We start from the raw sequence: 22,830 nt of genomic DNA, 5'->3' as shown, positions 1-22,830 counted from the left end.
TTCAAGTCTTATCCATCATAAAAGGACTTATATCTCTGATACCCCTGAAATATTCACATTATAGCAATAACTTTTCACTATCTAAAGGACTTATGTCCTTTTTCGAGTAAATATAATACGATTTGTACATTAGTAACATTTTTACATATAGAATTTTAGTAAAAAATACAACAAACATTGAGTGGATTTATGCATTCTGCAGTAAAATATTTGTATGATTAAAAGCTATAATTGTCATATAGTTCCACCTCGAACGCAAAAAAGGTAATAATTATCACTCTTTTTAAACACAAAAAGTAGCGCCCTCGTCCTGGTAAGATAAGGCGCTGCTTAAAACAGTAAATTATTTTGCCAGCGGCTGGAATTCCCCCAGTTTCCGGCTCTCTTGTGAATGAATTATACGCATAGAAAATACGTATTCTAATAAAAAAATGCTCCGGCTGTATAAAACAAATCAGTATACACAACTTCAGCACAGTCATGTCAGCTTACATGGTTAGTATTAAAATGAAGTTTCCAAAAGTTCGATTCATTAAAATAGTACCATTTTAGTACCGCAAGACAAAAAGAAAAAGCCGAACCCCTTATAAACAAAGGGCTCGGCTTTATTTTTTAATTATTCAACGATAGTAGCAACTCTACCGGAACCTACTGTACGGCCGCCTTCACGGATAGCGAAACGAAGACCCTGCTCCATAGCTACCGGATGAATCAGCTCTACAGACATTTCTACGTTATCACCAGGCATACACATCTCTGTGCCAGCTGGTAAATCGCAAACACCAGTAACGTCAGTTGTTCTGAAGTAGAACTGAGGTCTGTAGTTGTTGAAGAAAGGAGTATGACGTCCACCTTCATCTTTTGTTAAAACGTAAACCTGAGCGGTAAACTTCTTGTGGCACTTTACAGTACCTGGTTTAACCAGACACTGACCTCTTTCGATATCAGTTCTCTGAACACCACGAAGTAATGCACCGATGTTATCACCAGCCTGAGCTTCGTCAAGCAGCTTACGGAACATCTCGATACCGGTTACAACAACCTTACGAGTCTCTTCATGGATACCAACGATTTCAACTTCATCAGATACGTGTAATGTACCACGCTCTACTCTACCAGTAGCAACGGTACCACGGCCTGTGATGGAGAAAACGTCCTCAACTGGCATTAAGAATGGCTTATCTGTTTCACGCATAGGATCTGGGATCCACTCATCTACTGCGGTCATTAATTCAAGAACCTTGTCGCCCCAAGAGCTGGTAGGATCTTCAAGAGCCTTTAAAGCAGAACCCTGGATGATAGGTGTATCATCGCCTGGGAATTCATACTCGTTTAACAGCTCACGGATTTCCATGTCTACTAATTCAAGTAATTCTGCATCGTCAACCATATCGCACTTGTTCATGAATACAACGATGTAAGGAACGCCTACCTGACGGGAAAGCAGGATGTGCTCTCTGGTCTGAGCCATAACACCATCGGTAGCAGCTACAACTAAGATAGCGCCGTCCATCTGAGCAGCACCAGTGATCATGTTCTTAACGTAGTCAGCATGTCCTGGGCAGTCAACGTGTGCATAGTGTCTCTTCTCTGTCTCATACTCAACGTGAGAAGTAGAAATTGTGATACCACGCTCTCTCTCTTCTGGAGCCTTATCGATATTCTCGAAAGCTACTGATTGTCCAGTACCTAATCTGTCATGAAGAGTTTTTGTGATTGCAGCTGTTAAAGTAGTTTTGCCGTGGTCAACGTGACCAATGGTACCGATGTTACAATGGGTTTTGTTTCTTTCAAACTTAGCTTTAGCCATTTTATAACGTCCTCCTTAATTTATGCTCTATTTGAGCTTTAATTTTTATGTTAGGCTGTTTTTTATTATATGCTATTTGTGCACTATTTTCAAGCCTATTTGACGGATTCCAGGCAGACAAAGCTGCCTGAAACCCAGTGGAACCTGTTAGGAATTATTTGCCCTTTTTCTCTGCAAGAACTTTTTCCTGAACACTCTTCGGTACCTGCTCATATTTCTCAAAGAACATAGAGTAGTTACCGCGTCCCTGTGTTTTGGAACGTAAATCTGTAGAATAACCGAACATCTCTGCTAACGGAACATATGCTTTTACCATCTTTCCGCCGCCGATGTCTTCCATACCTTCGATACGGCCACGACGGGAGTTGATATCACCGATAACATCGCCCATATAATCCTCTGGCATGGTTACTTCTACTTTCATGATCGGCTCAAGAAGAATGGCGCCGCCCTTGTTCATAGCATCCTTAAACGCCATGGAACCAGCGATGTGGAATGCCATTTCACTGGAGTCTACCTCATGGTAGGAACCGTCGTATACGTTTGCCTTAACACCCAGTACCGGGAATCCGCCCAGAATACCGGACTTAGTTGCTTCCTCGATACCTTGGCCAACTGCCGGAATGTATTCCTTCGGAATCGCACCACCGACAACGGAAGACTCGAATTTAAAGGTTTCTTCGCCGTTAGGATCCATCGGCTCAAAGCGAACCTTACAGTGTCCGTACTGACCACGTCCACCAGACTGTTTCGCATACTTGCTGTCAACTTCAACCAATTTTGTAAATGTTTCCTTATAAGCAACCTGAGGAGCACCTACATTGGCTTCTACGTTGAACTCGCGAAGCAGACGGTCTACAATGATCTCCAGATGAAGCTCTCCCATACCGGAAATGATAACCTGGCCAGTTTCCTGGTTGGTCTTTGCACGGAAGGTAGGATCTTCTTCTGCAAGCTTTGCTAAAGCTTCGCCCATCTTGCCCTGACCAGCTTTGGTCTTTGGCTCGATAGCGATATCGATAACCGGCTCTGGGAATTCCATGGATTCCAGAATTACCGGATGCTGATCGTCACAGATCGTGTCACCTGTTGTTGTAATCTTAAAACCAACAGCAGCAGCGATATCACCGGAATATACCTTATCCAGCTCAGATCTCTTGTTGGCATGCATCTGAAGGATACGTCCAACACGCTCTTTTTTGCCCTTGGTTGCATTCAGTACGTAGGAACCGGAATTCATAATACCGGAATATACGCGGAAGAATGCCAGCTTTCCAACGAACGGGTCTGTCATGATCTTAAATGCCAGAGCGGAAAATGGCTCTTCATCAGAAGAATGACGCTCGATTTCATTGCCGTCCATATCAACACCCTTAATAGAAGGAATGTCAGTAGGAGCAGGCATATATTCAAGAACTGCATCAAGGAGCTTCTGAACACCCTTGTTTCTATATGCGCTTCCGCAGCATACCGGAATGGCCGTGCAATTGCAGGTTGCAGTTCTTAATGCTTTCTTTAATTCTTCTACGGAAGGCTCTTCCCCTTCCAGGTATATCATCATTAAGTCATCATCTAACTCGCAGATTTTTTCAACTAATTCGGCACGATAAAGCTCTGCATCATCCTGCAAATCCTCTGGGATATCAACGACGGAAACATCATCGCCCTTGTCACCATTAAAGATATAAGCCTTCATTTCGAACAAATCGATGATTCCCTTGAATTCATCTTCTGCACCGATAGGCAGCTGAATGCAGATTGCATTCTTGCCCAGACGGGTCTTGATCTGTTCAACAGCGCCGTAAAAGTTTGCACCCATGATATCCATCTTGTTAATGAATGCCATACGGGGTACGTTGTAGGTATCAGCCTGACGCCATACGTTCTCGGACTGTGGTTCAACACCGCCCTTTGCACAGAATACGCCTACAGCGCCATCCAGTACACGTAAGGAACGCTCAACCTCTACTGTAAAGTCAACGTGTCCTGGAGTATCAATGATGTTGATACGATACTCAGGAGCGCCCGGCTTCACCTGGCAATTTTCATGCATGGTCCAGTGGCAGGTTGTAGCAGCTGAAGTAATTGTGATACCTCTTTCCTGCTCCTGCTCCATCCAGTCCATGGTGGCAGTACCTTCATGAGTATCACCGATTTTGTAGTTTACACCAGTATAATAGAGGATACGCTCGGTCAATGTAGTTTTACCTGCATCGATGTGGGCCATAATACCAATATTTCTGGTTCTTTCCAATGGATATTCTCTTCCAGCCAAAGCTTTTTCCTCCTATTAGAATCTGTAGTGAGAGAATGCCTTGTTTGCCTCAGCCATCTTGTGCATATCTTCTTTCTTCTTTACAGCAGCACCGGTGTTGTTGGCAGCATCCATTATCTCATTAGCAAGTCTTTCTTCCTGAGTCTTTTCGCCTCTCTTACGAGAGAACAGAGTAATCCATCTTAAGGCTAAAGTCTGTCTTCTCTCCGGTCTTACTTCGATCGGCACCTGATAGGTAGCTCCGCCGATACGTTTTGCCTTTACTTCAAGTACAGGCATAATGTTGTTCATCGCCTCTTCGAATACTTCAACGGCTGGTTTGCCGGTCTTTTCTTCTACACGGGTAAATGCACCGTATACGATCTTCTGAGCAACACCCTTTTTACCATCATACATGATGTTGTTGATCAGCTTTGTAACAACTTTGTTATTATAAAGCGGATCCACTAATACGTCTCTTTTTTGTGTATGTCCTTTACGTGGCACGTTACTTCCCTCCTTAATATGGCCGTTCAGCCTTTACCGACTAATCGGCTATTCATTAGATCCTAGGTACTCACAAACATTCAAGTTGCGTTCGCGCTCGGTTTCTATAATATATAACCCTGCAACCTACAGGTTCAATATCTAAAGTCCGGCACTAGAAATTCAAATGTGTGGTCTAATTATTTTTTCTCTTTCGGTCTCTTTGCACCATATTTGGAACGAGCCTGTCTTCTGTTAGCTACTCCTGCGGTATCAAGTGTACCTCTAACGATATGGTATCTGGTACCTGGCAAGTCTTTTACTCTACCGCCACGGATTAAAACAACGCTATGCTCCTGAAGGTTATGACCTTCACCTGGGATGTAACTTGTTACTTCGATACCATTAGAAAGACGTACTCTGGCGATCTTTCTAAGAGCTGAGTTAGGCTTTTTAGGTGTAGCAGTTTTAACTGCCGTGCAGACACCCCTCTTCTGTGGAGCAGAAATATCAGTTGCTCTCTTCTGTAAAGAGTTGTAACCCTTCTGCAGAGCTGGTGCCTGAGATTTCTTTGCGCTTGTCTGTCTACCCTTTCTTACTAACTGGTTAAATGTTGGCATTCCATTCACCTCCTGTGATATTGTCTGTGGTTGCTGTTATCTTCAGCTTAATTTACGCACAAAAACATGACGCGTTAATGCACGCCTAATTATTATATACATTTTGTATTTTTCTGTCAAGGATTTTTTTTAAATATGCACATCCAGCCAATAAAAAAGGCAAAATGTCATAAAAACAAGAACATTCAATGGTTGAAACCCGGAGCTAGAATTTTCTTGGAAATTCCAGCTCCGGGTTTTGCAATTTAAGGACTATCTCATTGCTTATTCAACAATCTCGTTCTCATCAATATCCAGAACCTCTTCCGCTTCATTGAATCCATCTTCTGCCAGCAGGATCTCATCTTCTCCCTCTGACAGCTTGATCTCATCCTCTCCTTCGAAAGCAGAATCTGTATTCAGTCCGATGGTGCGGTAACGCTTCATACCGGTACCTGCCGGAATCGGCTTTCCGATGATTACGTTCTCCTTCAGACCAATTAAGTGATCGACCTTGCCGTTAATCGCAGCTTCTGTCAGAACCTTCGTGGTCTCCTGGAAGGAAGCCGCGGATAAGAAGGAATCAGTCGCTAAAGATGCTTTTGTAATACCAAGCATAACCTGCTTTCCTTCTGCCGGATTCTTTCCTTCTGCAAGAAGAGCTTCATTTAAATCATTATAATCCAGAACATCCATAGAGGTTCCCGGAAGCACATCACTGTCTCCGCTCTCCTCAATTTTTATCTTCTTAAGCATCTGTCTTACGATCATCTCAACGTGCTTATCATTGATCTCAACACCCTGTAAGCGGTATACACGCTGTACTTCCTGGATCATATAATCCTGGACAGCGCGGACGCCTTTGATCTTTAAGATATCGTGCGGGTTCACACTACCTTCCGTCAGCTCATCACCGGCCTCGAGCACCTGGCCATCTGAAACCTTGATTCTGGATCCGTAAGGGATCAGGTAGGTCTTGGAATTGCCTGTTTCGTTCTCCGTAACAATGATCTCCCGCTTTTTCTTAGTATCCTTAATGGCCACTACGCCGCCGAATTCTGCTATGATAGCAAGACCCTTTGGCTTACGAGCCTCAAAAAGCTCCTCGACACGGGGAAGACCCTGTGTGATATCGCCACCGGCAACACCGCCGGTATGGAAGGTACGCATGGTCAGCTGTGTTCCCGGCTCACCGATGGACTGGGCAGCGATGATACCGACTGCTTCGCCTACCTGAACCGGCTGTCCGGTTGCCATGTTGGCGCCGTAACATTTTGCGCAGACACCCAGATGGGATTTACAGGTTAATACGGTACGGATCTTCACGGAATCACGGTTAAGCTTCTTTAACACGTTCATAACCGCAGCTGCACGCTTCGGTGTACACATGTGGTTTGCCTTCACGATCACTTCTCCGGTATCCGGATCTGTAATGGTTTCCGCAATGAACCGTCCTGTGAGACGCTCCTGTAAGCCCTCAATGGTTTCCTGGCCATCTGTAAATGCTTTGATTTCCATAAACGGAATATCTTTGCCTTCGCAGCAGTCGATCTCACGGATAATCATATCCTGGGAAACGTCTACAAGACGTCTGGTCAAGTAACCGGAGTCAGCCGTACGGAGAGCCGTATCGGAAAGTCCTTTACGTGCACCGTGAGCGGAGATAAAGTACTCCAGTACGTCAAGCCCTTCACGGAAGTTGGACTTGATAGGAAGTTCAATGGTGTGACCTGTGGTATCGGCCATAAGTCCACGCATACCTGCAAGCTGTTTGATCTGTTTATCAGAACCACGGGCTCCGGAATCGGCCATCATGTAGATGTTGTTGTATTTATCAAGTCCGGTCAGCAGGTCATGGGTCAACTGGTCATCAGTCACTTTCCATGTGTCAATTACTTCTTTATAACGTTCTTCCTCCGTAATAAGTCCGCGGCGGAAGTTCTTTGCAATCTGGTCAACCGTTGCCTGTGCATCAGCAATCAGCTTCGGTTTGCTCTCCGGCACTGTCATGTCGGAAATGGATACGGTCATAGCGGCTTTGGTAGAGTACTTATAACCGATAGCCTTGATGTCATCCAGGGTTTCTGCAGTCTGAACTGCTCCATGAACGTTAATAACCTTTTCAAGGATCTGCTTTAACTGCTTCTTGCCTACATGGAAGTCAACTTCCATCAAAAGCTCGTTGCCAGGAACAGACCGGTCAACGAATCCAAGGTCCTGAGGAACGATCTCATTGAAGATGAAACGGCCTACGGTTGATTCTACGGCTCCGGTCTTTACGGTACCATCTGCCATTTTTTTGCTTACTCTGGCTTTAATTCTGGAATGAAGGGTAACTGCCTGGTTTTCGTAAGCGAGAATGGCTTCATTCACGCTCTTAAATACCATTCCTTCGCCCTTGGCTCCCGGTCTTTCCTGGGTCAGGTAGTAAATACCCAGAACCATATCCTGAGAAGGAACTGCCACAGGACCACCGTCTGACGGCTTTAATAAGTTGTTAGGCGACAACAGGAGGAACCGGCATTCTGCCTGGGCCTCTACGGAAAGAGGCAGATGGACTGCCATCTGGTCTCCGTCAAAGTCGGCATTGAACGCGGTACAAACCAGGGGATGAAGCTTAATAGCTTTACCTTCTACCAGAATCGGCTCAAATGCCTGGATACCAAGTCTGTGAAGGGTAGGCGCACGGTTTAGCATAACCGGATGTTCCTTGATTACATCTTCCAGGACATCCCAGACCTCTGTCTGAAGACGCTCTACCATCTTTTTGGCATTCTTTATATTATGAGCGGTTCCGTTGGAAACCAGCTCCTTCATAACAAAAGGCTTAAACAGCTCGATGGCCATTTCTTTTGGCAGACCGCACTGGTATATCTTAAGTTCCGGTCCAACTACGATAACAGAACGGCCGGAATAGTCAACACGCTTTCCTAAAAGGTTCTGACGGAAACGGCCCTGTTTTCCCTTTAACATATCGGAAAGAGACTTTAAGGCACGGTTTCCCGGTCCGGTTACTGGCCTTCCCCTTCTGCCGTTGTCGATAAGGGCATCCACCGCTTCCTGAAGCATACGCTTTTCATTGCGGACAATGATGTCCGGAGCTCCAAGCTCCAGAAGACGGGCAAGACGGTTGTTACGGTTTATGATTCTTCTGTATAAATCATTTAAGTCGGAGGTAGCAAAACGGCCGCCGTCAAGCTGAACCATAGGACGGATATCCGGAGGAATTACCGGAACCACTGTCATGATCATCCACTCAGGCAAGTTGCCGGAATTGCGGAATGCTTCCACAACCTCCAGCCTTTTGATAATTCTTGCACGTTTCTGTCCGGTCGCTTCCTTTAACCCTTTCTTTAACTCCTCAGAGTCCTTTTCAAGGTCAATGGAATGCAACAGCTCCAGAATAGCTTCAGCTCCCATTCCTACGCGGAAGGCGCCGTAGCCGTATTTTTCTATTTCTTCCCGGTATTCTTTTTCCGATAAGACCTGCTTATACTGCAGTCCTGTATTGCCGGCATCAAGAACCACATAAGATGCGAAATACAGCACCTTTTCCAAGGTTCTTGGGGAAATGTCCAGGATCAGACCCATACGGCTGGGGATTCCCTTAAAATACCAGATATGGGAAACAGGAGCCGCAAGCTGTATATGGCCCATACGCTCTCTGCGGACACTGGCCTTGGTTACTTCAACGCCGCATCGGTCACAGATAACGCCTTTGTACCGGATTTTCTTATATTTACCACAATGGCATTCCCAGTCCTTGCTGGGTCCGAAGATCCGTTCACAGAACAAACCGTCTTTTTCCGGCTTTAAGGTTCTGTAGTTGATTGTCTCAGGCTTTTTTACCTCACCATGGGACCATTCCAGAATCTTCTCCGGAGATGCCAAACCGATCTTTATGGCATCGAATGTCATTGGGTGGTAAGTTTCATTGTTTTCAGGCATGAGCGGTTCTCCCTTCAATTATTCTTCGTCTGAATCTTCAAATTCTGCGTCATCGAACTCCTCTAAAGAATCGTCGATACCGTCTGCTTCTGTATCCTCATATTCCTCTTCTTCCACGGTTACCAGTTCTGCATCCTTAAATTCCTGCTTCTGGTAACCGAAGTTGCCAAAGGACTCTTCATCCCGGTAACGTCTGTCGCCCTCAATGATCGACCTTAAATCTGTTTCTTCATAGTCGGTGCTTTCCGCAATCTGGACCTCCGTATTATCATCACGCAGCACTCTTACATCCAGCGCCAGTGACTGAAGCTCTTTTAACAATACCTTGAAGGATTCCGGAATTCCCGGTTCAGGAATATTATCACCCTTAATGATGGCCTCGTAGGTCTTTACACGGCCTACCACGTCATCGGATTTCACAGTCATGATCTCCTGCAGCGTGTAGGAAGCGCCATAAGCCTCCAGGGCCCAAACCTCCATCTCTCCGAAACGCTGGCCGCCGAACTGGGCTTTACCGCCGAGAGGCTGCTGGGTAACCAGAGAGTAAGGACCCGTGGAACGGGCATGGATCTTATCGTCAACCAGATGGTGAAGCTTCAGATAATGCATGTGGCCGATAGTAACCGGGCTGTCAAAGAACTCGCCGGTACGTCCGTCACGAAGGCGGACCTTACCATCACGGTTAATCGGAACACCCTTCCACAATTCCTTGTGTTCCAGGTGATCACCCAGATATTCAATAACCTCAGGTTTTAAGGTATCTTCATATTTATCCTGGAAATCATCCCACTCCATGTTTACGTAGTCATTGGCTACATCCAGGGTATCCATAATGTCAATCTCGTTTGCACCGTCAAATACCGGAGTGGATACATTAAATCCAAGAGCCCTTGCTGCAAGGCTTAAATGGATCTCAAGCACCTGTCCGATGTTCATACGGGACGGTACGCCCAGAGGGTTTAATACGATATCTAACGGACGGCCATTGGGAAGGAACGGCATATCTTCTACAGGGAGCACGCGGGAAACAACACCCTTGTTACCGTGACGGCCGGCCATCTTATCACCAACAGAGATTTTTCTCTTCTGGGCAATGTAAATGCGGACAGTCTGGTTCACGCCTGGAGAAAGTTCATCACCGTTTTCTCTTGTAAACACTTTTGCATCTACAATAATACCGTAAGCGCCGTGAGGTACCTTTAAGGAAGTATCCCGGACTTCCCTTGCTTTTTCACCAAAGATGGCACGCAGCAGACGCTCCTCTGCGGTCAGCTCGGTCTCACCCTTAGGAGTAACCTTACCAACCAGAATATCACCGGCACGAACTTCTGCACCGATTCTTATGATTCCTCTCTCATCAAGATCCTTTAAGGCATCCTCACCAACTCCGGGAACATCCCTTGTGATCTCTTCCGGCCCTAACTTGGTGTCACGGGCTTCGGCCTCATATTCCTCGATATGAACAGAGGTATAAACATCTTCCTGTACCAGCTTCTCACTTAAGAGAACCGCATCCTCGTAATTGTAGCCCTCCCAGGTCATGAAGCCGATCAAAGGGTTCTTACCAAGAGCAATCTCACCATTCTGAGTGGATGGGCCGTCTGCAATTACTTCTCCCTTTACCACGTGGTTGCCCTTATATACAATTGGCTTCTGGTTATAACAGTTAGACTGGTTGCTTCTTTTAAATTTAGTCAGGCGGTAAACATCTTTTCCGCCGTCGGAATCTCTCTTAATGATAATTTCATTGGAAGCGGAACGCTCCACAACGCCGGTATTTCTGGCAACAACACAAACGCCGGAGTCTACCGCTGCCTTGGATTCCATACCGGTTCCTACGACTGGGGTCTCTGTTGTGAGCAGAGGCACGGCCTGACGCTGCATGTTTGATCCCATGAGGGCACGGTTTGCATCGTCGTTTTCAAGGAAAGGAATCATGGCAGTTGCAACGGAAAATACCATCTTCGGAGAAACGTCCATAAGATCAATGTTTTTCCTCTGGAATTCGGAAGTTTCTTCACGGAAACGTCCGGAAATATTCTTATGAATGAAATGGCCATCATCATCAAGGGGCTCATTCGCCTGTGCAACCACGAAATTATCTTCTTCGTCAGCAGTCAGGTAAACAACCTCATCAGTAACCACCGGATTCTGGGCATTGGTCTTATCCACTACGCGGTAAGGAGCCTCTACAAATCCGTACTGGTTTACCCTTGCATAAGTAGCGAGGGAGTTGATCAGACCGATGTTAGGACCTTCCGGGGTCTCAATCGGGCACATACGTCCATAATGGGTATAGTGAACGTCCCGAACCTCAAATCCGGCACGGTCTCTGGAAAGACCTCCAGGTCCCAATGCGGATAAACGTCTCTTATGGGTCAGCTCTGCCAGCGGGTTGTTCTGATCCATGAACTGTGACAGCTGGGAACTTCCAAAGAACTCCTTTACTGCTGCTGTGACAGGCTTGATGTTAATCAATGACTGAGGTGTAATGCCATCCATATCCTGTGTTGTCATACGTTCCCTGACCACACGCTCCATTCTGGAAAGACCGATGCGGTACTGGTTCTGTAAAAGCTCACCGACTGCACGGATTCTACGATTTCCCAAATGGTCGATATCATCAGCCATTCCCACTTCTTCTTCTAAGTGCATGTTGTAATTGATGGAAGCTAAAATATCTTCCTTCGTGATATGCTTAGGAATCAGTTCGTTTATATTTCTGTGAAGGGCTTTTTTAAGAGCCTCATCATCGTCGCTTCCAGCTTCTGCCAGAATTTTTTCAAGAGCAGGATAGAATACTAACTCTGTAATACCCGCTTCCTTTGGATCAAAGTTTACAAAAGAAGTTAGATCAACCATTAAGTTGGAAAGGACCTTTTGCTTACGCTCCACTCCCTCCAGCCATACGAAAGGAACAGCCGCATTCTGAATATCGGTTGCAAGCTGCTTGTCTACTGTGCTTCCAGCCTCAGCTAAAATTTCGCCGGTTGTGGTGTCAACCACATCCTCAGCAAGGACATGGCCTGCAATACGGTTTTTAAAATGAAGCTTTTTATTGAATTTATATCTTCCGACCTTTGCGAGATCGTATCTTCTGGGGTCAAAGAACATACTATTTAACAAACTTTCAGCACTATCAACAGATAAAGGTTCACCTGGGCGGATCTTCTTATATAACTCCAATAAGCCATCCTGGTAGTTATCGGACGTATCCTTACCAAAGCTGGCTAATAATTTTGGCTCTTCACCGAACAGTTCAATAATTTCCGCGTTGGTGCCAAAGCCCAGGGCACGGATCAGCACGGTAACCGGAACCTTTCTGGTTCTGTCCACACGAACGTAGAAAATGTCATTGGAGTCTGTTTCATACTCCAGCCATGCACCCCTGTTTGGGATTACCGTACAGGCATAAAGCTCTTTCCCTACCTTGTCATGTTCTATACCATAATATATACCTGGGGAACGTACCAACTGGCTAACAATAACTCGCTCGGCACCGTTGATCACAAAGGAACCGGTATCTGTCATAAGCGGAAGATCACCCATGAAGATCTCATGTTCATTAATCTCATCTTTATCTTTATTGCAAAGCCTTACCTTTACCTTTAAAGGAGCCGCATAAGTTGCATCTCTTTCCTTGCATTCTTCTATTGTGTACTTGAGGTCATCCTTACATAATGTAAAGTTGACAAACTCAAGACTTAAGTGTCCTGCAAAGTCTGCAATCGGAGAGATGTCTTCAAAGACTTCCTTTAATCCTTCATCAAGGAACCACTGATAGGAATTCTTTTGAATCTCAATCAGGTTTGGCATCTCAAGCACTTCTTTTTGTCTTGAGAAGCTCATTCTCAGGCTCTTACCGGCTGGGACCGGACGCATTCTGCTTTTCTCCATTGACGTTTCACCCCTGTTTTCTTTCTAATCGTTTCTGTTTTTGGGCATAAATATGCCGTTAAGGCACACAAATCCACAATAGTGCACATTCCATAATAACATGGCATTGTCAAGGTGTCAAGCATTTTTTACTTGTATTCTTCAATAAAATGTGTTATACTATTGCAGATAGGCCCAATTTACAAAATGAACTATTGGAGGTATTCCCGGTGAGCACATTTTTAAACGTATTATTAGTGATTCTTTTTATCGCAGCCGTGGCTATGGTAGTCCTTTATTTTCTCGGAAGAAAGCTGGAAAAGCGTCAGGTGGAGCAGCAGCAGGCACTGGAAGCTGCGGCACAGTCCGTATCCATGCTGGTAATCGATAAAAAGAAAATGAAGCTAAAAGATGCAGGGCTTCCTAAGATCGTGTATGAACAAACCCCATGGTATATGCGCCGCACAAAGCTGCCCATTGTAAAAGCAAAGGTTGGCCCAAAGGTCATGACACTGATCGCTGACGCCAAAGTATTCGAAGTGCTTCCGGTCAAAACAGAAGCTAAGGTTGTGGTAAGCGGTATCTACATAACCGAGATCAAGAGCCTTCGGGGCAAAGCGGTTCCACCGGCACCGAAAAAGAAAAAATTCTTGGACAGGTTTAAAAAGAGCGGAAAGTAAGATATCTGGTTTCTGTATTTGTAAATACATTAATACTCGTTTTTTAGAAAGTGATCTGTATCATAAAAGATCTGTAGAACGCTGGAGCGCGGCTGAAGTCGTACTCCGGCGTTTTTTGTAGATAAATGTTAATTCTCCAGCCATAAAGTAATATCTGGTCGGTTCTTCGCAGAAAATGGAGTCATGAAAATAATTTGTCCTGCTTCCTATATATTAGGAAGGAATACCAATCGCTTTACAGTATTTAAAAACAGATATATTTAATCCTATTTGAAAATTTTTATCAAAATCGGCCTGTTTTTGATGTATAAATATTAATTGCAATTGTTTTTTAATTTAGTTTGAATCTTATATTAATCTCAATCTTTAAGCATTTCTTTGCAAATATTAATATTATGGTTGTTTTCAATTTAATTTCAAAAAATCTATTGACAAAACTGCAGGCATAAGATACAATCAAGCTACAAGGTAGTTAGTTAAAACTAACCAGCCGATAAGAGAATCTATTCCAATATAACATAATTAGAAACGAAAGGAGATTATTATGTTTAATCAAATACAATTACCATACGCATATGACGCTTTAGAACCCCATATTGACGCCCTCACAATGGAGACCCATTATTCCAAGCATCACGCAGCATATACCAAAAATTTAAATGACGCTGCTCAGAAGGCCGGTGTGGAAGACAAAGAAATTACCGCCCTCCTCTCCTCCCTTGACAGCATTTCCGACGAGGCTCTCAGAAAAGCCATACGAAACAATGGCGGTGGTTTTTACAATCATAACCTGTATTTTTCCACCATGAGCCCTAACGGTGGTGGGCAGCCTGTTGGTCCTCTTAAGGAGGCGCTTGAAAAGACTTTTGGCAGTTTTTCTGACTTTCAGAATCAGTTAAGCGGCCTGGCTGCCGGCCAGTTTGGATCCGGTTGGGGCTGGCTGTCGGCAAACCGGGATGGTAAGCTGATCCTTTCCGCCAGTGCCAATCAGGATAACCCCCTCATGGAAGGCGGAGGCTTTGTACCAATTCTTGGCATTGACGTTTGGGAACACGCCTACTACTTAAAATATAAGAATCTCAGAGTTGACTATATAAAAGCTTTTTTCAATGTAGTTGATTGGAAGGCGGTTGCTTCCAACTATGAAAACATTATAAACGGCTAAGAAAAGGAGGATTGTAATGAGCAAGAATTTATTTGAGAAACTTAATGAGTATCTGGCCAACCAGCAGGTCATGTATATCAAGCTTCATAACCTTCACTGGTATGTAAAAGGCCGCAGCTTCTTCACACTTCATGCAAAGCTGGAAGAGCTGTACGACCAGACCGCCCAGATTATGGATGATGTAGCGGAGCGGCTGCTGGCTTTGGGCGGTTCCCCAGTAGCCAGCTTAAAGAAGGCACTGGCTCTCTCTTCCGTAAAAGAGCTGGAGGACGTTCCAATCTCCTCAGACGAAACCATTAAAAGCCTGATTTCGGATGTAGAATACTGGATCCGGGATACAAAGGAAATCGTCAAGCTGGCCGAAGACGATGACGATGGAGCAACCGCAGATCAATTTAATGGATATCTGGCCGAATATCAGAAACTTTTGTGGATGTTGAAGTCGTATATCAGCTAATTAAACCACTATAAACCTGGAAATGCCGCTTCCTGACAGTGATTTCGTCAGGAAGCGGCATTTTTATATTGAATACCACATAAATACGGGGCCGCTGCCCCAGGTTGATTTCTCAACTATGGTACAGCGGCCCCTGAAAAGCAACTGAAATCACTTCATTCAATGATGAATTAATCCTCTACAAATACAGCTGTGATCACTTTATTGCTTTCTACTTTGTAGCAACGATCATCGCCGTCTTTTGCCTTGCTCTTGCTCTTCTGAACACTACCAGAGGTATTAACCAGTCTATATGTTACAGTCTTATTACCATCTTTTTTATCTGCAGCATCAACCTCATAATACTCGGAATATCCGTTTTTGCTTACTTTATCATAAGTTACATCATCCAAGAACTTCTCTGTTGTCAGAAGTTTGATTTCTGTATATTCTCCATCAACAGTTGTAGCCTTAACTACAGAGTACTTGTCGTCCTTATCAGCCTTTAACAGCATGCCTCCAAGGTAATATTTGTCACTATCAACACCAAATTTACCCTGTCCCTTGGAGCTTCCGGACTTATTAAATAAGAACTGGAAAGAATCTCCGTCAATGCTGACATTCTGCTTGCCAGTCTTCATAGCACCGTCATTGTCGCTTCCAAAATAGTACATTCTGTAATTTGCATCCGTATACAAACCAGATACATTATCTTTGAATTCATCTTCTGTATCAAAGTTGTAATTTGCTAAGTCGTCATCACCTGCAACATCATCAATGTTAGTTGTACTGTTGCCAACAAACTTAATAGCAACCAGGCCATCCTTCATGACGCCATAGGAATCAAACGCATATTTCTTGCCATTAATGGTCTTGATTTCAGATGCAACTAATTTACCATCTTTATCAGAATAGTACCAGTTAGTCTCATCATCATCATAATCATCTTTATTCAGATAAGAATCAGGCACAACCTGGAACCAGCCCTTGGTTACTCTGGCGCCATCTTCAGGGCTTCCGTAATATCTGAATCCTCTGGTGTAATTAGCATTTCCCTGTGAGTCAGTAGCAGTGCTGTTTGTTGCTTTTGCCTCGGTAGGTGTAGCTTCCCAGTTAACCCATTCAGCATTCATACGGCCATATTCATCAAAGCTGTATTTCTTGCCATTAATTGTCTTACCTTTTTCGTCGGTCATCTTTTTACCGTTAGTCTTGAAATAGAAATAACGGGTCTGATCTTCATCATCAAACAAGTTGTCGCTGGATACACCAGGATCTACAGCGCTGTCGTAGCTATTATCCACGATATCCAGATACGCCCATTCGCCAACTTTCTGAGCACCATCATTCTCATCTCCGCAATAGTAAATACCGTCACGCCACTTGTCATCACCAGTTACTCTTTCGCCGCTGTCGTCAATCCAGCCATACAACATTTTGCCTTCATCATCAAAAATGTATTTCTTTCCGTTGACGGTCTTGAAAGAAGCATTGTTTCCATTACTGGAGCTCTTAAAGGCTTTACCGTTAGATCCGAAGTAGTACCAGTGATTCATTGGTTCTTCATCGTCATCATCACCGCCGTCATAATCATCATTTTCTACGGAAACCCACTGATTGGTTACCATAGCACCGTTCTCATCTACATAATAGTAGTTGTCACTGTATTCAACAACAACATCGGTAGCCATCTCGCCGTCTTCGTTTAAGTAGAACCAGTTATCTCCTGATTTTTCCCACTTCTCAGTCTCTAAATCTCCGCTCTTGTCATAGTACACCCATGTTCCATTCTCTTCCTGCCAGCCGGTTGCTGCGAAAGAGGACATAGAAGCACCTAAAGCCAGCAGCGCTGCTGTTGATAATACAGCAACTAATTTGGTCTGCTTTCTCATAATTAATGCACTCTCCTTTTTTCTTTTTGAAATATTTTTCGAAATTCCCAATTGCATTACGAGGTAATTATACTTCTAATATTGGAAATTATCGTAAGCAACAGGCCATTTAAGCGCATTTATTCAATATTTATTACAGTTTTTTCGAATTTTTCTTGATTATTTTTCGAAACACCTATATACTTATGTTAAACTGTTTTTGCATCAAACTAAAAGGAGAATAAAGACATGGTAAAAGAATACGCCGTAACTAGTTCAGAAGCTGAAAACAAAAGTGTCGTCGAGCAAAGCCTTGATGATTTTCGTGACTACCTGGAGTTCAACAACATGTCCTCCAATACCGTTCACGTATATTTATTTGCAGTAAAACAATTTCTTGGGTTATATCATGTGATCAGCCATGACAATCTCATGCTTTATAAATGTTATCTAATGGAACATTACAAACCTCAGACAGTCAACTTAAGAATCAGGGCTCTTAATTGTTACACGGAGTCTTTGCAGCTGTCCTCATCGAAAATGCTGATGATTCGGGTTCAGCAGAAAACATTTCTGGAAAATGTTATCAGCCAGGCTGATTATGAGTATTTAAAAAAATGTCTGATACGTTCCGGAAACATGCTGTATTATTTTGTCATACGTTTTATGGCAGCCACAGGCGTCCGGGTCAGCGAGCTGGTCCAGATTAAAGTAGAGCATGTAAAACGCGGTTATATGGATATTTACTCTAAGGATAATAAAATAAGAAGAATCTACATACCCAAAAGTCTCCGGGACGATGCTTTAAAATGGCTGCGCCAGATTGACCGTGTAAGCGGATACGTATTCTTAAACCGTTACGGAGATCCGATCACGCCTGCCGGAATCCGGGGCCAGCTGAAAAAATTTACCGTCCTCTATGATTTGGATCCCAAAGTGGTTTATCCCCATTCCTTCCGTCACCGCTTTGCCAAGAATTTCATTGAATGCTGTGGGGACATTTCCATGCTTTCGGATATTTTAGGACATGAAAGCATTGAAACTACAAGGATCTATCTTCACCGGAGCAGTACGGAACAAAAGCAGATCGTCAATCAAATTGTGAATTGGTAGGATAATATGTTAAATGAAGAATTATTGAATGATTTTAAGAAATTTCTGAAGAAAAAGAATTTATCAAATAATACCATTACGGCCTATGCGGGCAGTGTCCGGCTTTTTTACAGTATGTATAAGGAAATCACACCGGAAAGCCTTCAGCTTTATAAAAGCTACCTGATCACCCGCTACCGGCCGGCAACCATCAACCAGCGGATCTATGCCATGAATCACTTTTCCCGTTTTCTGGCAGATACCAATGGAGAGGAATATATTTTAGTCGCCTCTTACCATCTGCCTTCGGTAAAAGTCCAGCAAAAAACGTTCCTGGATACCGTTATTTCTAATGAAGATTACGAGATTTTTAAAGAGAAGTTAAAAGAAGAGAAGAATTATTTCTGGTATTTTATTGTCCGCTTTCTGGCAGCCACAGGCGCCAGGGTCAGTGAATTGATCCAAATCAAGGTGGAACATTTAAACCTGGGCTATCTGGACCTTTATTCCAAAGGAGGAAAGGTGCGCCGAATCTATTTTCCGGATTCCCTATGTGAAGAGGCGCTGGAATGGTGCCACAGCCAGGGCAAACGAAGCGGTTTCCTCTTTTTAAACAAAGAAGGACGTCTGATCACCCCGCGGGGAATCAATTTTCAGCTGAAGCATCTGGCCAGGCGCTATGGAATAGATCCTGACACGGTTTATCCTCATTCCTTCCGCCACCGTTTTGCCAAAAACTTTTTGGCCTGTTTTAACGATATTTCTCTTTTGGCGGATTTAATGGGACATGAAAGCATTGAGACTACCAGGATTTATCTCACCCGTTCCAGCCAGGAGCAGCAGCAGATTCTGGACGAAATTATCACATGGTAAACAACTTTTTTGTAATCTTGTTTATTTTTCCACATTTTTACAGTATAATTTCGGAAAGGAGGATAATATACCATGATAATTTCTTTTCGTTTTAAAAACTTTCGTTCCTTTCTGGATGAAACTTTTATTGATATGAAAGCGGTTAATTACAAGGAACATCCAAATCATCTGGTAATGGCCGGTAACAAGAAACTGCTTAAAACTCTGGCTATATATGGAGCAAATTCCAGCGGAAAAACCAATATTTTTCTCGCTTTTACCAGCTTTCACTCTTTTATCTTCTGGCAGCTTTTTTCAATGGAGGACATTCCCAGAAAACATTTTATGTCGCTCTTACAGATCAGCTCTTTGGATAGAATTCTTCCATTTCTGGATGAGAAAATCAACACCCAGCCAACGGAAATGGAGCTTACCTTTATCAGCGGAGAGCGGGTCTATGAATATGGCTTCTCTGTCCTGAATAAGAGAGTTCTCACGGAAAACCTGGCCGTGGATAACCATGTGGTATTTACACGGAATGCCGACGAAATCACCATCGGACGCCAGTATGAAAAAGTATTACGACAGAAGACAGGAATCCGTCCTCACGAGGACCGGTTATTCTGTTCTATTTTAACATGCCTGGATATTCCCGAGATCACGGCATTCATGGAGCCTTTTGAGTCCTTTTTTTCGAAGCGGATCACATATTATTGTGATTTTCTTGAACCATTCCAGCTTGCGGGCCATCTGATCATGGATGGAAGGGCATACAAAGCCCTTGAAAATCCGGAGGCCCTTAATTATGCCTTAGGGCAGCTAAGAAAGCTGGGAATCCCGGCAGAAGAACTTATTATTGAAAAGGGAATCCCCAAGCTTGGATACCGGGTGAAATCCCGGGAAACCGGGGAATACCAAATACAATATATGGACTACACAAAGGTTTCCCTGGGCACTATGAAATACCTTCAATTATTCATTCAGGTTTATCATCTGTCCCAGGAGGGCGGTGTTCTGATCATTGATAACATATCAAATGAATTCCATCCGTCTGTTACAAAGTTTTTTATTGATACTTTTCAGAAGGACAAAAATTTAAACATACAGATTCTTTTCACGACCTACGATATTTCTATCTTAAATAACCAGCAGTTCCGACGGGATGAAGTGGCTTTTGTGGATATGAACGAATATCATGAATCCAGGCTCTACACCTTAGCAGACATAAAGGTCCGGTCTGACGCCAGCTTCTCCAAGGACTATCTTTTAGGCAAATATGGAGCGATCCCGCTTCTTAAAGAATCCATTCACTAGAACGACTGAAAAAGGCATACTGCCAATTGGCAGATGTCTTTTTTAATTTAAGAGACGAAAATCTACTGTGGATTTGGAGTGAATATCAAGCACAATGTTGCATTCCGAAACATGCTGATAATTGATATCAAGGGAATAGGCCACCCGCACCTTTAAGCTGTCCTCTTCCTCATGGATCTGAATATCCTTTGTGTTGATCCCGATCATCAGTTCTCCAATGGGGGTGGCATAGCAGGACATATTTTTTTTATCCTTTTCAAATGTCATATGAACGCTGGAGCTTCCGCGTTTGATGATATCCAGCCCGGACTGATGGATCTTAATGGTGTTTTTAGTCACTCCCCCTGTATCTTCCTGGATCTCGTCATACAGAATGTAGTGCTTGCCGTTTTTTAAAAAATAATCGCCGGCTGTGATCATCTCGACTGAATTGCTGTCGTCTTCTGCAATCTGCATCCCGCTGATGCTGATGAGAACATCTCTTGTCATAATAAAACTCCTTTAGTACTCCTCAATATTGATTTGTTTTGTCTCTTTTACCTGTCCCGGAAGGATGGAGGCGGCAAAGCTGGTGAACTTCTCTGCCAGGTCACTGACATAGAAACGGTATTTTTCCAGATCACTGCTGTCCTGTCCGCATAATAGGCCATTTTCGTCCAGAATCTGTTTTAATTCCAATGCAGTTTCATATGCAGGGTTTACCAAAGTCACCTCTGGTCCCATAAGCCTTCCCACGGTAGAACGGAGAAGGGGATAATGGGTACAGCCCAGTACCAGTGTGTCAATATATTTTCCTTTTAATTCACTTAAGTATCTGGAAGCGATTTCATCGGTAACAGAATCATGTAAAAGCCCTTCCTCCACCAGCGGAACCAAGAGAGGGCATGGTTTTCCGGTCACTTCAATATCTTCTCGCATTTCCTTCATCACTCTGGTATATACTCCGCTTCGTATGGTCCCTTCTGTTCCAATGATGCCGATCTTCCCGTTTTTCGTTGACTCTATGGCGGTTCTTGCTCCTGCATGGATCACGCCTACAACAGGAATGTCCACTTCCTTTTCTACCGCCTCAAGGGCGCAGGCAGTGGCGGTATTACAGGCAATCACGATAGCCTTCACATCCTGGGTCATGAGAAAGCGGATGATCTGTCTGGTAAAACGAATCACTGTGCTGCAGGATTTACTGCCATAAGGCACCCTTGCAGTATCTCCAAAATATACGATTCTTTCATCCGGCATCTGCCGCATGATCTCCCGTGCAACTGTCAGCCCGCCTACACCTGAATCAAATACTCCTATAGGTGAATTTCTGTCTGCCATTAATTTTCCTCTTTCCCGCCCTGCTTTTTACATAAATGTCTGCCTGCAGGGCGTTCCTCCTATATCCTGTAACGGTCCATTGCATGCTCCAGCAGCCGGTCAATCAATTGATCCTTATTCATTCCAGTCGATTCCCAGAGCATGGGATACATGCTGATCGCCGTAAATCCGGGCATGGTATTGATCTCATTGAATACTACACTGCCATCCTTTTTCACAAAAAAGTCGACTCTTGCCAGGCCATAGCCGTCTACTGCCCGGAAAATGGCCATAGCAGCTTCTCTTACCCGCTCTGTAGCTCCCTCTGGCAGAACCGGGTCTACAACCGTTCTGGAATCAGAGTTGTTATACTTCGCATCAAAATCATAGAACTCCGCTGCCGCAAGGATCTCTCCTACTCCGGAAGCTTCTGCCGGTACGTTTCCGCCTCCGAATACGGCGCATTCGATTTCCCGTCCGACAATCATCTCTTCTACCAGAATCTTGCGGTCATGATTTGCAGCTTCTGCCAAAGCCTCCATAAGTTCTTTCCTGTCACCCGCACGGCTTACTCCCTTGGAAGAGCCTGCATTGGAGGGCTTTACAAACACTGGGTAAGAGAACTTCTCCTCTACCCTTCCTGCAACCGCCTCTATGTCCTTTAAATCATGGCGCATCACCGGCACATAGGCTGCCTGAGTGATTCCCAGATCATCTGCTACGATCTTTGTATATAATTTATCCATGGAAATAGCAGAAGCCAGCACCCCGCAGCCAACATATGGAATTCCCGCCAGCTCCAAAAGCCCTTGAACGGTTCCATCCTCCCCGAACAATCCATGGAGCACTGGGAATACCACATCAACCCTGACGATCTCTGTCTTTTCCCCGTCCATCAGAATAACACCGCTCATGGTTGCATCAGGAGAGATCACGGCTGAAACCGGACCATCTTTCCATGTGCCTTTTTCTATATCTTCTACAGAATCCGTTTTTATCCAACGGCCTTCTTCTGTGATCCCAATTAAAACTACATCGTATTTCTCTCTATTAATATGGTTAATAACATTGACCACTGACATACAGGATACAATATGCTCTGATGACTGGCCGCCGAATAGTATAACCGCAGTTTTTCTATCCATTTT

16 protein-coding genes are annotated in these 22,830 nt (G+C 44.1%); 6 read left to right on the top strand and 10 right to left on the bottom strand.

Annotation, left to right across the window (positions count from 1 at the left end; translation table 11 throughout):
- Positions 1–616 precede the first annotated feature (616 nt).
- The 6 genes from tuf to rpoB all read right to left on the bottom strand — a co-directional run bounded on the left by tuf (position 617) and on the right by rpoB (position 12,994).
- The gene (gene tuf / locus BMX69_RS22710; protein ID WP_054792061.1) at positions 617–1,810 is read right to left on the bottom strand and encodes an elongation factor Tu; all 1,194 of its coding nucleotides are present in this window, start codon (positions 1,808–1,810) and stop codon (positions 617–619) included.
- Between the two features lie 154 nt (positions 1,811–1,964).
- A complete protein-coding gene (fusA, locus tag BMX69_RS22705; RefSeq protein ID WP_100043614.1) occupies positions 1,965–4,085 on the bottom strand; it encodes an elongation factor G in 2,121 nt (706 codons plus the stop codon).
- Positions 4,086–4,100: 15 nt separating this feature from the next.
- Complete coding sequence (gene rpsG / locus BMX69_RS22700) at positions 4,101–4,571, bottom strand: 30S ribosomal protein S7 (RefSeq protein ID WP_013274355.1); 471 nt, start codon at positions 4,569–4,571, stop codon at positions 4,101–4,103.
- Between the two features lie 179 nt (positions 4,572–4,750).
- Entirely contained in the window at positions 4,751–5,170 is a 420-nt protein-coding gene (gene rpsL / locus BMX69_RS22695; protein ID WP_025231299.1) for a 30S ribosomal protein S12, read from the bottom strand.
- A gap of 264 nt (positions 5,171–5,434) precedes the next feature.
- Entirely contained in the window at positions 5,435–9,097 is a 3,663-nt protein-coding gene (gene rpoC / locus BMX69_RS22690) for a DNA-directed RNA polymerase subunit beta' (RefSeq protein ID WP_100043613.1), read from the bottom strand.
- An 18-nt stretch (positions 9,098–9,115) separates the two neighbouring features.
- Entirely contained in the window at positions 9,116–12,994 is a 3,879-nt protein-coding gene (gene rpoB, locus BMX69_RS22685) for a DNA-directed RNA polymerase subunit beta (protein ID WP_174715193.1), read from the bottom strand.
- Positions 12,995–13,257: 263 nt separating this feature from the next.
- Between rpoB and BMX69_RS22680 the strand changes: the two genes are divergently transcribed.
- The 3 genes from BMX69_RS22680 to BMX69_RS22670 all read left to right on the top strand — a co-directional run bounded on the left by BMX69_RS22680 (position 13,258) and on the right by BMX69_RS22670 (position 15,275).
- Positions 13,258–13,653 carry a hypothetical protein gene (locus BMX69_RS22680; RefSeq protein WP_051515324.1) on the top strand — a complete coding sequence of 132 codons (396 nt, stop codon included), beginning with the start codon at positions 13,258–13,260 and terminating at the stop codon, positions 13,651–13,653.
- Between the two features lie 544 nt (positions 13,654–14,197).
- Complete coding sequence (locus BMX69_RS22675; protein ID WP_100043611.1) at positions 14,198–14,818, top strand: superoxide dismutase; 621 nt, start codon at positions 14,198–14,200, stop codon at positions 14,816–14,818.
- A gap of 16 nt (positions 14,819–14,834) precedes the next feature.
- The gene (locus tag BMX69_RS22670) at positions 14,835–15,275 is read left to right on the top strand and encodes a Dps family protein (RefSeq protein WP_054790843.1); all 441 of its coding nucleotides are present in this window, start codon (positions 14,835–14,837) and stop codon (positions 15,273–15,275) included.
- A gap of 170 nt (positions 15,276–15,445) precedes the next feature.
- Here BMX69_RS22670 and BMX69_RS22665 read toward each other — a convergent pair whose 3' ends face one another.
- Complete coding sequence (locus BMX69_RS22665; RefSeq protein ID WP_100043610.1) at positions 15,446–17,146, bottom strand: cell wall-binding protein; 1,701 nt, start codon at positions 17,144–17,146, stop codon at positions 15,446–15,448.
- Positions 17,147–17,374: 228 nt separating this feature from the next.
- On the opposite strand from BMX69_RS22665, the gene BMX69_RS22660 reads away from it, so the two are divergent.
- From BMX69_RS22660 to BMX69_RS22650, 3 genes are all read left to right on the top strand, one after another.
- Entirely contained in the window at positions 17,375–18,238 is an 864-nt protein-coding gene (locus BMX69_RS22660) for a tyrosine-type recombinase/integrase (protein ID WP_025231292.1), read from the top strand.
- Between the two features lie 6 nt (positions 18,239–18,244).
- Entirely contained in the window at positions 18,245–19,090 is an 846-nt protein-coding gene (locus tag BMX69_RS22655; RefSeq protein WP_100043609.1) for a tyrosine-type recombinase/integrase, read from the top strand.
- Between the two features lie 72 nt (positions 19,091–19,162).
- The gene (locus BMX69_RS22650; RefSeq protein ID WP_100043608.1) at positions 19,163–20,383 is read left to right on the top strand and encodes an AAA family ATPase; all 1,221 of its coding nucleotides are present in this window, start codon (positions 19,163–19,165) and stop codon (positions 20,381–20,383) included.
- A gap of 42 nt (positions 20,384–20,425) precedes the next feature.
- Here BMX69_RS22650 and BMX69_RS22645 read toward each other — a convergent pair whose 3' ends face one another.
- From BMX69_RS22645 to BMX69_RS22635, 3 genes are read right to left on the bottom strand one after another with little or no spacing between them, the layout of a single operon-like run.
- Complete coding sequence (locus tag BMX69_RS22645) at positions 20,426–20,872, bottom strand: YwiB family protein (RefSeq protein WP_100043607.1); 447 nt, start codon at positions 20,870–20,872, stop codon at positions 20,426–20,428.
- A gap of 12 nt (positions 20,873–20,884) precedes the next feature.
- Complete coding sequence (gene murI / locus BMX69_RS22640) at positions 20,885–21,703, bottom strand: glutamate racemase (protein ID WP_025231288.1); 819 nt, start codon at positions 21,701–21,703, stop codon at positions 20,885–20,887.
- A 59-nt stretch (positions 21,704–21,762) separates the two neighbouring features.
- Complete coding sequence (locus tag BMX69_RS22635; protein ID WP_100043606.1) at positions 21,763–22,827, bottom strand: D-alanine--D-alanine ligase family protein; 1,065 nt, start codon at positions 22,825–22,827, stop codon at positions 21,763–21,765.
- Positions 22,828–22,830: the final 3 nt, after the last annotated feature.

The organism is Lacrimispora sphenoides JCM 1415, assembly GCF_900105615.1.
Classification (GTDB): domain Bacteria; phylum Bacillota; class Clostridia; order Lachnospirales; family Lachnospiraceae; genus Lacrimispora; species Lacrimispora sphenoides.
Note: the sequence above shows the minus strand (reverse complement) of the source record. Positions and strands in the feature narration are given on the sequence as shown.

Coding starts and splice junctions, on each gene's coding strand:
- BMX69_RS22670 (WP_054790843.1), top strand. CDS start 14,835: ATGAGCAAGAATTTATTTGAGAAACTTAATGAGTATCTGGCCAACCAG.
- BMX69_RS22645 (WP_100043607.1), bottom strand. CDS start 20,872: ATGACAAGAGATGTTCTCATCAGCATCAGCGGGATGCAGATTGCAGAA.
- BMX69_RS22675 (WP_100043611.1), top strand. CDS start 14,198: ATGTTTAATCAAATACAATTACCATACGCATATGACGCTTTAGAACCC.
- tuf (WP_054792061.1), bottom strand. CDS start 1,810: ATGGCTAAAGCTAAGTTTGAAAGAAACAAAACCCATTGTAACATCGGT.
- rpsL (WP_025231299.1), bottom strand. CDS start 5,170: ATGCCAACATTTAACCAGTTAGTAAGAAAGGGTAGACAGACAAGCGCA.
- BMX69_RS22655 (WP_100043609.1), top strand. CDS start 18,245: ATGTTAAATGAAGAATTATTGAATGATTTTAAGAAATTTCTGAAGAAA.
- BMX69_RS22635 (WP_100043606.1), bottom strand. CDS start 22,827: ATGGATAGAAAAACTGCGGTTATACTATTCGGCGGCCAGTCATCAGAG.
- rpoB (WP_174715193.1), bottom strand. CDS start 12,994: ATGGAGAAAAGCAGAATGCGTCCGGTCCCAGCCGGTAAGAGCCTGAGA.
- BMX69_RS22680 (WP_051515324.1), top strand. CDS start 13,258: ATGGTAGTCCTTTATTTTCTCGGAAGAAAGCTGGAAAAGCGTCAGGTG.
- rpoC (WP_100043613.1), bottom strand. CDS start 9,097: ATGCCTGAAAACAATGAAACTTACCACCCAATGACATTCGATGCCATA.
- BMX69_RS22660 (WP_025231292.1), top strand. CDS start 17,375: ATGGTAAAAGAATACGCCGTAACTAGTTCAGAAGCTGAAAACAAAAGT.
- murI (WP_025231288.1), bottom strand. CDS start 21,703: ATGGCAGACAGAAATTCACCTATAGGAGTATTTGATTCAGGTGTAGGC.
- BMX69_RS22650 (WP_100043608.1), top strand. CDS start 19,163: ATGATAATTTCTTTTCGTTTTAAAAACTTTCGTTCCTTTCTGGATGAA.
- BMX69_RS22665 (WP_100043610.1), bottom strand. CDS start 17,146: ATGAGAAAGCAGACCAAATTAGTTGCTGTATTATCAACAGCAGCGCTG.